The organism is Actinosynnema sp. NPDC023658, from assembly GCF_040639995.1.
GTDB lineage: Bacteria > Actinomycetota > Actinomycetes > Mycobacteriales > Pseudonocardiaceae > Actinosynnema.
Map to the genome: position 1 here is coordinate 1 of NZ_JBFAAX010000159.1, position 12208 is coordinate 12208.

Here is a 12208-nt window from a genome sequence, read left to right on the forward strand (position 1 = left end):
GCGAATGGGTGGACAAGCACTCGAAGCCCCCTTGGCGATGACCTTGCTCTTGGTCGAGAAGTCATCCACCGGGAGCTTCGCCATGTCTCCAGCCCGCCGCCACCAGGTTGGGAAGAGCTCGATGATGACGTTGCCCTCCTCGGAGCACCTCGACACCCACTATGGTCGACATACGAGACCGCGACGAACCGAATGAAAAAGCGACCTATGACCGGCAAAGTCGCTGTTCAAGAAGCGTCTTCCCCGCGCGAGCGGGGGTGGTCCCCCGTTCGGATTCAGGTCGACGTCGTCCGACGCGTCTTCCCCCGCGCGAGCGGGGGTGGTCCGGAGGGTGGCATGTGTCCGCACAGTGCTGACGTCTTCCGTGTGAGCGGGGTGGTCCCTCCTCGCCCGCACACAGCCGCTCCGCCGCGCGTCTTTCCTCGGCGCGAGCGAGGGGAGTGGTTCGGGTGTCCGGATTCACCACCGCGTCCCTGAGACGTCGTCCTCGCGCGAGCGCGGTCCGCCGTTCAGATTGTTGATCGGGGCGTGGGCACGAGTCGTCCCGCGCGAGCCGGGAGGAGTCCCAGTCGCACCTCGTGCGGCCGGGTAGTCCTCAACGGCGCGTCAGCACCCGCAAGGTCAAGTCGCCCATCTCCCGCTTACTGCCCGCGTCACGATGACAGCCGGCCCGACGCACGCTGTACCGTCACCGGCGTCGATCGACCGCCTGATGCCCGGGACCGACCAAAGCGGATTCCCGCCGCGGATGTTCCGGTCGACGGACGCCGGGTGCTGGTGAGGTTGCGGATACGCGGATGCGTTGCCCTGTCATCGAGTGCGTGCGTCGAACGTTCCGGGAGCAGGTACCGGGCTTGATCGAGCGGTACCGGCGACCACCGTCCGGCTCGATGAGCAGGTCCGCAGTGTCGTGCGTGAGCTGGCGGGCAGGGCTTCCGCCCAGGTGCTGCCGTAGCTCGGGATCACCGTCGGGCGGACGCCGCCGTACGGGCCCTGCTGGGCTGAGGTTGTCCTGGACAACCTCACGTGATCACTTCGGGTTGCCCTGGTAGCCATCATCGGCCATGACAGGCCGACGGTGGGCAGTTGGTGGCGTGCTTACCGACGGGACGTCCGCGACGGTCAACACCGGAGCGCTTCACCAGCAGCCACCGCGAACCGCCGGTTCAGGGACAGACTCTCGTCCGGGCCGGTGCGTCGTCGGCGGCCGACTCCAACACCGACGGCCCGCAAGCGGGCACCGGGACGATTGTCTTCACGTACGCGTGAATTGCAACTCGCGCGGACCAGTGGGACCTCACCCGTACGGACTATGGCGTTGGTGCTCCTGCGGGCGCATCGTCTAGCGACTGGCACCACTTCACCCATATCTCGCACGCATCGCCGGGAGAACGATCATGCGTAGTCGCGTTGGCACCCTGTTAGCCGTCGTCCTGCTGCTCGCGTCCGGTGTGGGGGGTCGCTTCCCCCGCGTCCGCCGGCGCCTCAGCCCCGCTGGTGGACGTGACGTGTGCGCTGGGCACGCAGACCAGCACCTACCACCCCGGTCTGACGTACACGTCGCGGGAGACGTCGTTCACCGCCTCCGGCAGCCTGGCGCCCTGCGGCTCCCCCACCGCCCCGACATTGTCCGGGCGGACTTCACCGGACATGGTCACGGGACCGCCAGCTGCACGGCGGCTGACTTCGAGGACCACAGCCTGTACCACTGGAACACCGGGCGGACCAGCAGGGTCGAAGGACGCCTGACCATCAACCTCAAGCCCACCGGGCAGAGCGTCCTGGTCCGCGTCGGCGAGGTCACCAGCGGCCTGTTCCACGGCGCGACCGTCACACAGACAAGGTGCTGCCCTCCCTGAACCTCCTCGACTGCCTCACCAGCAACGGGCTCGAACACGTCAGCGGACCGGTCAGCCTCACCATCGTCCTGTGAACCGAGCCCTTCCCCGAGACCATCCGAGCAAAGATGAGTTGCAGGGACGGCCTTGGATGCACCGTCCGACGCGGCGACGACGTGCGATCCGGTGTGCACCGTGCGGCCCGCCGACGACGAACAGGTACCGCACGGTCTCCCGTGGGCCGGCGTGGCGAGGCGGCAGCTTAGGCAGCACCGATGCCTCACCTCGTGCCGCACGGGCGCACGACCCGGCCGGGGCGAGCCGGTCCAGCCGGCCCTCGGCCCGCGCCAGGCACTCCACCGCAGCCGCAGCTGCGCCACGCTGACCTCGTCACCGGTGTTCGCGGCGCGCGGGCAAGCTGGATGACACGCACGACTGCTCCAAACACTGCAATTCCACACAACGGCCCCGTCGATCTGCACCTCATCGCGACAGCCAGCGCGTACGACCACACCCGGGTCTGGCTGCGAATCACGGCGTCGGGCGTCGGCCTCGACCCCGACACACTTGCCGCCGAGACGCGGAGCTGCCTGCCGGACGCCGTCCAGGACGCACTCGACCTGGTTTGTGTCCACTTCCTCTCGAGGACGACATGCTCAGTTCCGAACGGCTGGACGAGGACGCGCGAGCGCAGCTCCCAACTGAGCTTGCCCCCGTTCGACGGACATCCGGGATCAGAGGCGCGCACCCGCCGAGGGATGTCCCGTCGTGGAGCCGCCCACGGGCAGGAAGAAGCGGCGACCTCGGCGGCGATCCCCGCCATACGGAAGTTGGTCGTTCGGTGACGCACCAGCCGCTCGGGGTGTGCGACCTCGCACCTTTCGGATCCAGGTCGCCGGCGATGCGAGTCGGGGAGGTCCGTCATGGAGTCCGGTGATCTGGCCACAGCGGTGGAACAGGTGATCAGACGGTTGAGGCAGCAGGGGCTGTCGCGCGCGGACGCCGAGGACTGCGCACACGAGGCGCTGCTCGCCCTGCTGATCCGGCAGACCGATCCCAACGCCGAGCCGATCGTGACGGTGCGCGCGTGGCTGACATCGGTGGCGCAACGCAAACTCGTCGACCAGGCGCGACGTGCCGTGCTCGAACAGCGGACCCTGGCCCACCCGCGGACTGCGGTTCCGGCCGCATCCGATCCCGCCGAGATCGTCAGCGACCGAGCCTTCGCCGGATGGCTCGCGCAGGCGCTGGACGAGCTGCCCGAGGACACCCGACGGGTCTGCCGATCAGTGGCCGCCGGAGCCAGCATCGACGACATCGCCGCCCGATCCGGCCTGACCCGGCGCTCGGTGCAATCTCACCTGACCCGCGCCCGCAGCCTGCTGCGCCATCTCGCCGCCGGCGCTGCGGCCGCCCTGGCCGGGACTGTGGTGTGGGCGACCCTCCACACCACTGCGACCACGGCCGGCTCCGCGCCGGTCGTCCCAACCACCGCCACGGCGGCAGTGCGCCATGCTGCCACCGCTCGCGGCCACGGCCAGCCGTGCCTATTCCTCCGAGCCGGACGACGATCAGGACGTCTGCGTCAGTGATCGACCCGAGCTCTTCAACGACACCAGGCGGGAGGCCGTCGCACAGGCCGACACCGTCATGTTCTGACCGCACGTGTCGACCGCGGTCGCCCGGCGATCTGCCCACCGGCTGACAGGATCCGGTCGCGAAGCTCGCGGTGTCGGGTCAGGGCGGTCACTTGAGTGCGGCGAGGGTTCGTAGCGTGTCGTATGAGCGTTGGATGAACGTGCCGCGCCGGATCACGCCGGCGTTGGTCAGAGTCGCCAGAGCGGTGCCCGTTTGCGGGCTGTATCCGACGAAGGCGGTGAACCCGCAGGTTGCGCCCGAGTGGAACATCAGGTCGTGATCCGGCTGTGTCCGGTGGAACCACGCGAGGCACAGCCGGCCGTTGTCCGCCAGTGGGATTCGTCGGCGCGTGACGTCGGTGAGGGCCGACGCCAGCGGTGTGGCACCGGGGTTGAGGTGTGCGGCGAGGTAGTTGAGCATGTCGCGTGGAGAGGATCGAAGTGCTCCGGCGGCGGGCATCCCGGGAAGGTGCAAGGGTGGTAATGGTCTGCCGCGCCGATGTCCGACGGCTTGGGGGGTCGGGGTGCTGCTGGTGTCGGTCATCCCCAGGGGTCTCAGGACGCGGTCGGTGAGCAGGTGCTCGAACGGGAGGTCGGCTGCTTCGGCGAGCAACCAACCGAGCAGTCCGACGCCGACATTGGAGTAGCGGAACCGGGAACCCGGTGCCGATCGCAGCCGGGCACGGGCCAGCCCGGTGCGGATCTGAGCCGGCCCCAGGGCCTGGTATGGGTTGGAGAACCAGGTCCGCAGCACCCTCGGCACCGTCGTGAGCGGTATCGGCGGCAGACCGGAGGTGTGGGTGGCGAGGTGCTCCAACGTGACAGGTGCCGGACGTCGAAGTCGCCAGCCGGGCGGAAGGTGGTCCTCGATGGGGTCGTCGTAGCGGACCTCACCGCGTCGCACCATCTCGGCCAGCAGCAACGCGGTCACCGTCTTCGTGACCGATCCGATTTCGAACCGGGTGTCGGGGGTGATCGGGCGTGTTCGGTCCTGAGCGGTGGAGCCGGCCACCATCAAGGTCTGCCGGTCGCCGTGCAGGACCGCGACCGCGGTGCCGGTCGCGTCGGTCGCGGACGAGAGCAGCGGCCGCACGAGCTCGTCCACGTCGGACGTGTCGGTGACCGTCATCTCCTGGCGCCGAGCAGCCGGGACACGGCCAGCGTGCCGGCGACCACCGCGGCGACCGTGGGGTGGTGGTGGTCCCAGAAGCGCCGGAACCGGTCGTCGTCGACGGGCTCTCCGTCGCGTGGCACGAGGCCGTCGCCGTGTTGCATTGCGGCGAAACGCGTCCAAACGTCGAGGTCGAACCGCGGCTCGGGCAGACACGCGTCCACGATCAGCAACTCGGCGACGAGGTCCCAATCCCCGACTTCGGCCCACACATCGGTCCACACGGGTAGCCAGGTGGCGAGGTAGTCGACGATGTCGGGCGGCAGGTCGTCGGGTCTGCCGCCCCAGTCGGTCACGTGGAAGACGGTGTGGGTCATGCTGTACGCGGTGTCCCAGTCGATGGCCCAAGGGGGCGGTGTCGCCCCCAACCAGGTCGCCCGCAGCAGGGATTCCCAGTCGTCACCGGTGGACATGCCGCACATCCGGTAGGCGTTGGCCACCGCGAGCCGGCGATCGGGATACAGCTCGGGCATCGAGCGCACCGCGGCGTTGTGCGCCGCCAGCTGCTCGAGCGCCTGATGGCGGTGGCCGCCGTAGGTGAAGTGGCAGTACACCTCGATCGGATCGGTGAGCAGGCAGTTGCGCACCTGACGTTCGTAGAGCAGGTCGCCCTCGCGCAGCTGCCGCCACGTGGAATCGATCAATTCGCGGGCGGCGCGCAGTTGCGCGGTGCCGCCCACGCCCTCGCGCAGCACCAAGGCCGCGGCCATGCCGATCTCGGAGACAGGTTTGTAGACGGTGGCCGCGTTGTCGAAATCGACCGGGATGTCGTCCGGGAAGATGTCGGCGTCGCGGTGGTCGTGCAGGTACATCAGGGCGCGGTGGGCGAGGTTGTGGGCGATCGAGGTCAGCGAGGTCGTCATGCCGGCTCCATCCGGAGAAGCAGTCGGGCGATGGCCAGATCGAGCGACAGTCGCGATCCGGTGCCGCCGTACAGCCGGGTGCGCTCGACGAGCAAGGCCGGGTCCAGTGGCTGCCTCACGCCGTTGCTGCTCAATAGCGCCATCCACCGGATCAACCGCGCCGCGGTGACGAAGTCCCGACGCAGCACCGCCCGGGTGACCCCTTGCGCGAGCGGGCGCACCCCCTCGAAGACCGCCGCCACGATCGGTCCACCCACGCCCGGCAGCGCCAGCGGGGAGAGCTGCGCCGCGTTCGCCGACCACTCCTGCCAGCCCTTCGCGCGGTCGAGCAGTGCTGCCGCCGTCTCCGGAGCAGGCGTCGCGGTGATGCCCGGTTCGGCGGATGTCGGTTCGGCGGCACGGACCACCAGCCGGCACGCCGCCCAGTCTCGCCACGCCCTCACGTGCTGTTGCCGAGTGGTGGGACGCCCGGCGGGAGGGAAGACGGCGAACGAGCGAACTACGACCGCCACGTCGTCACGGTGCACGGGGCGGCCCAGCAACAGGTGCGGAGCGAAGACATCCGCGCCGATCAGCCGGACCGCCCCCAGGGCGATCTTCGCGTCCGCACCGGTGTTCACGTAATCGGCGAGCCCGATGTCCCGGGTGTCGTCCACGGCACCGAGGACGCGGTCGGCGACCTCGGCCGCCGCGTCCGCCAGCGACACTGGCAGTCGTTCAGCGTTCACCGGTACCAACTGCCCTTCCACTCGACTCCGCGGCCCGCCCTTGGCGGTCCAGGGCTGAAGCCCTGCTAGTGCTTGGACTCCTTGGGCAGCGGGGGCGAGAGCAAGGCCAGGAGCTTGAGCTTCGCCTGCGGGACCTCGACGTACCGCGGCGCGTCACTGACGCCGGCCTCGGGCTCCACCATCAGAGCTTCCAACGCGCTCTGCTCCTCAGCGGCGGCCGCCGCGGGAAGAAGCGTCTGCTGAACGGACATCACAGCCTCCTTGATTGATCGTTCGATATCGATGTCGATCCGATGGACCGACGCGACCCGGCCACCCGGACGGACCGGTCGGACGGGAACGACCGAACGTTCCGGTTCGGGAGGTTCCCGTTCATGTAGCCACCTTGGACGACGACACGGAAAGATTTCGCACTCCAGGTCGTCGAACACGTAGGCCGTGTACCCCGTGTCGTCCCCCGAGCGACTGCCTGGGCCCTTGCAGGTCGCGGCAGCGTTACTCCCCCGGCGGCGGCGACCGTGAACTTCTCCACCAACGCATGTTCTCTCCTCGGTCGAAGGGTGCCGCACTCGCCCAGCAGAGGGCCGTCGACGACATCCGAGCGTTCTCGATCACTCGCCGAAGCACTGCCGCGGCATGTGCCCGGCGCCGGCCCTTCACCCTGTAGACGTTCGAACACCGCCCACTACGCACAGGTTCATCCGATCGGCCGAGCGACCTGAACCGTTCTCGGCACCCGATCGGACCGGCGGACACCTGTCAGCACTGTCGTCGGAATCTGGGATGCCTGAGGCGTTGCGGCTGGTAGTGGCTGTGTCGAGCTCGGTCTGGTGGAGTCGTCGCCAGTCTGACCACTGGTCGATGTGTGTCCGAGGGTGCTCGGGCCGGTTCAGACTGGCCGTAGGCGTCTGATCTCGTTGCACGACAACGGATCACATTCCCACGGCATCCTGTGGAGCCCTCATCGCTCACGGCCCGTTCGGCGTGTGCGGTGACGGCGAGGAACGCGGGGCAGAGAGATCTCACGATCGGCCGGGTGGCGTTTCCGCGCGGAGAGGAATCCCTTGAGCAACAGCGAATTCGGCCGGTCCTCGGTTCGAGCACGCCGGCGGACGCGGGGAGTTGTGGCACCGCCCGGTTTCGTCGTACCGTCGGAGCCTGGGTACCAGAGGACGAGCTCGTGGCACCGCATCGAGGAAGAGCCACGCCGCTGTCCGGAGAGGCGGTAGCGCGGTGCCGACACCCGAGGGTTTGCGGATACCGGACCGAAGCTCTCCCGGTGCGGAGCACGCCGATGTCGAGCTGTTGCGGCGGTTCGCCGAGTCGGTCAGGAAGAAGCAGCAAACCATGCTCGGGTTTCCGGTGAACCTGGACTTCGACTACCGCGGTCTGGTCGACTTCCTGTCGCTGCACCTCAACAACGCCGGCAACCCGGACCAGGCCAGCGAGTACGGCATCGACTCGAAGCCCTTCGAGCAGGCCGTCGTGTCCTTCTTCACCGACCTCGCCGGCGGCGAGCCGGGCGAGATATCCGGGCACGTGGCACACGGCGGCACGGAGGCCAACCTCTTCGCCGCTTACCTCGGGCGCGAGCGGTACCCGGACGCGGTGCTGTACGCGTCGGCGGAGGCGCACTACTCGATCCCCAAGATCTCCCGATTGCTGCGCCTGCCGCACGTGGCGGTGGACACGGGGACCGACGGCGCGATGGACCTCGACGCTTTGACCCACGACATGCGAGCCCGGTCGGACCGGGCCGCCATCGTGATCGCGACGATCGGCAGCACCGGCCGCGGCGCTGTGGACGACATCCCCGGGATCCGGAGGGTCGCCGCCCAGGTAGGTGTGCGCGGGCTGTTCGTCCACTCCGACGCCGCGTTCGGCGGGTTGCTGGCGGCGTTCGGGCGGCCGCCGAGGCCTTGGGCCTTTCCGGACGGGGCGGACAGCGTGTCGATCAGCGGGCACAAGATCATCGGTTCGCCCGTTCCCAGTAGCATCGTCCTGGCCCGCGCCGAGGACGTGCGCATGATCCGCCAACCCGACGCAGCCGTCGGCAGTGACGACGACACCATCAGCGGCTCGCGCGACGCGCTGTCCCCCGTGCTGCTGTGGTACGCGTTGCGCGTGTTGGGCCGCGAAGGGCTGGTACGCCGGGTCCAACGCTGCCTGGAGGTCACCGACCACGCGGTCCGCAGGCTGGAGGCGGCGGGGCGGCACCCGACCAGGGTCCCGGGCGGCAACGTCGTGCTGTTCGACTTGCCGGCCGACGAGGTGATGCGCAAGTGGCACCTCCTCACCGACGACGGTCGGGCTCACCTCGTCGTCATGCCTCACGTCACCGTGCAGCACATCGATCGTCTCTGTGCCGACTTCCGTGAAGCCGGGTAGGGCTCGTCATGCACCCCGCGAGAACTACCGGACTGCGTTCCGCTTGACCTCTCCCCCTGCATGATGAAGTCGAGTCCCCGGTGGCGTTGATGTCGTCAAAGGGGTTGCCGGGCATCGCGACCAAGTCGGCGATCAGGTCGGGGCGGATGGCTCCGCGATCGGCTGTGTCGAGCAGGGCAGCCGCTTCGGAGGTCGCCGCGTGCAACGCGCGCAGAGGGCTGAGACCGGCGGTCACCATGGCCGGGGGGAGTGCCCGGGGTGTTCGTCCACTCCGACGCGGCGTTCGGCGGGGCGCCGGCGGCGTTCGGGCGGCCGCCGAGGCCGTGGGCCTTCGCCGACGGCGCGGACAGCGTGTCGATCAGCGGGCACAAGATCGTCGGATCGCCCGTGCCGAGCAGCGTCGTCCTGGCCCGTACCGCGGACGTGCGGGCGATCCGTCAGCCGGGTGCGGCGGTCGGCAGCGACGATGACACGATCGCGGGCTCCCGAGACGCGCTGTCGCCCTTGTTGCTGTGGCGCGGGTTGCGCCGCCTGGGCCGCGACGGGTCGGGCACTGCCTGCAGGTGACCGACCACGCGGTCCGGCGGTTGGAGGCGGCCGGTCGGCGCCCGAGCCGGGCCCCGGGCAGCAGCGTGGTGCTGTTCGACCTGCCCACCGATGACGTGATGCGCAAGTGGCACCTGCTCAACGAGGAGATCGCGCCCACCTGGTCGTCGTGCCGCACGTGACCGTGAAACACGTCGACAGGCTCTGCGCCGACCTGTCGTGACGGGCAGGCTCGACATCACCGCCGCTCGACTACAGGGCAGGACTGCGCTTGATCTGCCCTCCCTGCATGACGAAGTCGACGCCCCCGGTGGCGTCGATGTCGTCGAACGGGTTGCCCGGCATGGCGATGAGGTCGGCGAGCAGGTCCGGGCGAACGGTCCCGCGATCGGGCGTGTCGAGCAAGGCGGCCGCTTCCGACGTGGCCGCGCGCAGCGCCCGCAGGGGGTCGAGGCCGGCGGTCACCATGGCCGGGAACTCCCGCCAGTTGTCCCGGTGGGGGAAGACGCTGGCGTCGGAGCCGAATGCAAGCCGAACACCGCTGGCCGACGGGTGGGAAGCGCACTCCCGCAGGCGGTCCTCGTGCCGGCGGAACGCGTCCCTGAGGTAGGCGGGCTTGTCCGCCCAGAAGTCGTCGTCGTCCAGGTGACCGAGGCACTCGACGACGATGAACTGGGTGGGAACCAGCCAGATCCCCTTCTCGGCCAGGACGGACAGCGTTTCCGGTGAGGCGAGCGAAGCGTGTTCGACCGAGCGGACGCCCGCGCGAGCGGCCCGCAGGACACCTTGGTCGTTGAAGGCGTGCACCGCACAGGGTCGCCGCAGGTCGCGCGCGGTCGCCACCAGCGCGTCCACCTCGTGCTGGGAGTAGCTGACCAGCTCGGGGTCGTCGACGGGCGACCCGAACCCGCCGGTGCCGGCGTACTTGATCCAGTCCGCGCCGAGCCGCGACTCCGTGCGCACGGCACGCACGACCTCGTCGACGCCGTCGGCGAGCACGCCCACCTCGACGCCGAAGCGGTCCGGCAACCCGGCGGACTTGTCCCCGTGCCCGCCTCGGCCGGAGATGATGTGCGGAGCGACGACCAGCCGAGGACCTTCCACGTCGCCGTCCCGCTGCGCGCGCCTCAGGTCCACGGTGATGGGCTGGGCGGTGCAGCCGAGGTCGCGCACCGTGGTGAACCCGTTGTCCAGCAACGCCCGCAGTGCGGGCAGCGCCGCCAACGTCTGGGAGCTGACAGAGGTGTCGGGCGGGAGCTCCGGCACGACGTGGACGTGGCAGTCGATGAAGCCGGGCAGCAGGGTGCGGTCCCCCAGCTCGACGACATCCGCTTCCGCGCAGCCGGTCAGGTGCTCGCCCACGGCCACGATGCGCTGACCCCGCACGAGCACCTCGACGTGCCCGGACGGGCCGTCGGACACCCCGTCCCAGAAGCGGTCCGCGATCACGAGCGTCGCTCTCGACTTGTCGGACATTCCACCCCACTTCTCCAGAGAATGCCACGCAACCGTTCGACCGGATCACTTCGGCGTCAGTTGCCCATCGGAATTCACCGCGGAAGGAAATGATCACGGCGGGTGGAACTTCTTCACCCGTACGAATCGGGGAATCACTCCAATGGACCACCGGATGTCTTCCCGGTGCGGTTCTGTCCCTGCCGAACCGGGCATCCCCTCCCTGTTTCCTCTGCGTGGAGTTCCCACACGATTACATGAGGTGCGGAATGGACGTCACTGGGCCGGGTGATAGATCTTCGGTGCTGGGGGTGGAAATCCGCGACCGCGCCGTGAACAGTGACGTGCGCACGGTGTCGCGGCTGCGGCGCGACGGCGCCCTGACCGGGGAGACGTCGGGCGATGGCCGGGTGTGAGATCGCGGGCACGGCGTCGCCCCCGCCCACCGCAGGTGAGCGGGTGGGTGCCACGGTCGGGGTGGAGGAGGAGTTCCTGCTGGTAGATCCCGGATCGTTGCGGCCCGCGCGGCACGCCTCGGCGGTGTTGGAGCGGGCGGAGGGTGCCGGTCTCGGTGACGGCTGCCGGCTTCAGCGCGAACTGTGGGACAGCGAGCTCGAGGCGAGCACCGGGGTGTGCACCGACTTGACGCGGCTGCGCCGGGACATCACCCGAAACCGGCTGGTGCTGGCCCGGGCCGCGCGCGCCGAAGGGCTGGACCTGGTGTCGGTCGGCCACCCGCTGTTCGGTCCGCGAACCGCACCCCCCAGCGCCGACGAGCGCTACCGGCCGCTGCGGGAACTGTGCGCGGGTGCCTTGGCCGACCAGGAGATCTGCGGCTGCCACGTCCACGTCGGCGTCGGCGACCGTGACACCGGCGTCGCAGTGCTCAACCACATCACGCCCTGGCTCCCGACCCTGCTCGCGCTGACCGCGAACTCGCCTTACCGACGAGGTCGGGACACCGGGTTCGACAGCTGGCGGATGGTGGTCTACAGGCGCCTGCCCGCCTCGGGCATCCCACCGTGGTTCGCCTCGGCGGCCGACTACGATCGCGACCTGGCCCGGCTCAAGGACTGCGCGCTGCTGCCACCGGAGCACGGCGGACTGCGGCTGGCCCGCCTGTCCGACCACCTGCCGACCGTCGAGGTCCGGATCGCCGACGCAACCGCCACCAGCGCCGAGGCAGTGCTCTACGCCGCCCTGGTCCGAGGACTCGTGCAGACCGCGCTGACCGACCTGGACACCGGGCGGGAAGCCGCCCGACTGAGCGACGTGGTCCTCGACGACGCGCTCTGGATCGCCACCCGACACGGTCTGTCCGGCCCGGCAATCGACCCGCGGACCGGTGCCCGAGTACCTGCTCGCACCATGGCCGCGCGCCTCATCCGGCACACCACGCCCGCGCTGACCGACTCGGGCGACCTCGACGAGGTGCGCTCATCGCTGAACCGGGTGCTGGACCACGGCAACGGCGCAGCGAGGCAACGCCGAGCGGCGGCCGAGCACGGGGTGCCCGGCGCCCTCCAAGCGCTCGTGCGCGAGACCGTCGCGCACGAGCTCGAGCCGGCGGGTCCGAGCACCG

Annotated in this window: 11 protein-coding genes and 1 pseudogene; 7 read left to right on the forward strand and 5 right to left on the reverse strand. The window is 69.6% G+C overall.

Features of this window, described 5'->3' with window-relative positions:
- Window positions 1-738: 738 nt before the first annotated feature.
- A pseudogene (locus AB0G02_RS18410) lies at window positions 739-946 on the forward strand (ISL3 family transposase); the annotation flags it as partial.
- A 1815-nt stretch (window positions 947-2761) separates the two neighbouring features.
- A complete protein-coding gene (locus tag AB0G02_RS18415; RefSeq protein ID WP_360795552.1) occupies window positions 2762-3430 on the forward strand; it encodes a sigma-70 family RNA polymerase sigma factor in 669 nt (222 codons plus the stop codon).
- A 154-nt stretch (window positions 3431-3584) separates the two neighbouring features.
- Here AB0G02_RS18415 and AB0G02_RS18420 read toward each other — a convergent pair whose 3' ends face one another.
- The 4 genes from AB0G02_RS18420 to AB0G02_RS18435 are packed head-to-tail and all read right to left on the reverse strand — an operon-like array spanning window position 3585 to window position 6488.
- Window positions 3585-4604, reverse strand: a complete 1020-nt coding sequence (locus AB0G02_RS18420) for a serine hydrolase domain-containing protein (protein ID WP_360795555.1) — start codon at window positions 4602-4604, stop codon at window positions 3585-3587.
- Window positions 4601-5458 carry a hypothetical protein gene (locus AB0G02_RS18425; RefSeq protein ID WP_360795558.1) on the reverse strand — a complete coding sequence of 286 codons (858 nt, stop codon included), beginning with the start codon at window positions 5456-5458 and terminating at the stop codon, window positions 4601-4603. The genes AB0G02_RS18420 and AB0G02_RS18425 overlap by 4 nt, the downstream gene beginning before the upstream one ends.
- Before the next feature lie 47 nt (window positions 5459-5505).
- A complete protein-coding gene (locus tag AB0G02_RS18430) occupies window positions 5506-6258 on the reverse strand; it encodes a hypothetical protein (RefSeq protein ID WP_360795561.1) in 753 nt (250 codons plus the stop codon).
- A 44-nt stretch (window positions 6259-6302) separates the two neighbouring features.
- A complete protein-coding gene (locus tag AB0G02_RS18435) occupies window positions 6303-6488 on the reverse strand; it encodes a hypothetical protein (RefSeq protein ID WP_360795563.1) in 186 nt (61 codons plus the stop codon).
- Window positions 6489-7470: 982 nt separating this feature from the next.
- On the opposite strand from AB0G02_RS18435, the gene AB0G02_RS18440 reads away from it, so the two are divergent.
- The 3 genes from AB0G02_RS18440 to AB0G02_RS18450 all read left to right on the forward strand — a co-directional run bounded on the left by AB0G02_RS18440 (window position 7471) and on the right by AB0G02_RS18450 (window position 9353).
- Window positions 7471-8625, forward strand: a complete 1155-nt coding sequence (locus AB0G02_RS18440) for a histidine decarboxylase (protein ID WP_360795566.1) — start codon at window positions 7471-7473, stop codon at window positions 8623-8625.
- A 258-nt stretch (window positions 8626-8883) separates the two neighbouring features.
- Window positions 8884-9192, forward strand: a complete 309-nt coding sequence (locus tag AB0G02_RS18445) for a hypothetical protein (protein ID WP_360795569.1) — start codon at window positions 8884-8886, stop codon at window positions 9190-9192.
- Complete coding sequence (locus tag AB0G02_RS18450; protein WP_360795572.1) at window positions 9189-9353, forward strand: hypothetical protein; 165 nt, start codon at window positions 9189-9191, stop codon at window positions 9351-9353. Before AB0G02_RS18445 ends, AB0G02_RS18450 begins: the two co-directional genes overlap by 4 nt.
- A 70-nt stretch (window positions 9354-9423) precedes the next feature.
- Here the strand turns inward: AB0G02_RS18450 and AB0G02_RS18455 are convergent, their stop codons facing one another.
- Window positions 9424-10647: an amidohydrolase family protein gene (locus AB0G02_RS18455; protein WP_360795575.1), complete on the reverse strand. Its 1224-nt coding sequence runs from the start codon at window positions 10645-10647 to the stop codon at window positions 9424-9426.
- A 248-nt stretch (window positions 10648-10895) separates the two neighbouring features.
- Between AB0G02_RS18455 and AB0G02_RS18460 the strand changes: the two genes are divergently transcribed.
- Together AB0G02_RS18460 and AB0G02_RS18465 are read left to right on the forward strand one after the other, a co-directional pair.
- On the forward strand, window positions 10896-11042 hold the full coding sequence (locus AB0G02_RS18460) for a hypothetical protein (protein WP_360795577.1): 147 nt from the start codon (window positions 10896-10898) through the stop codon (window positions 11040-11042).
- A gap of 43 nt (window positions 11043-11085) precedes the next feature.
- A partial coding sequence (locus AB0G02_RS18465; RefSeq protein ID WP_360795580.1) for a glutamate--cysteine ligase occupies window positions 11086-12208 on the forward strand: 1123 nt, incomplete at its 3' end.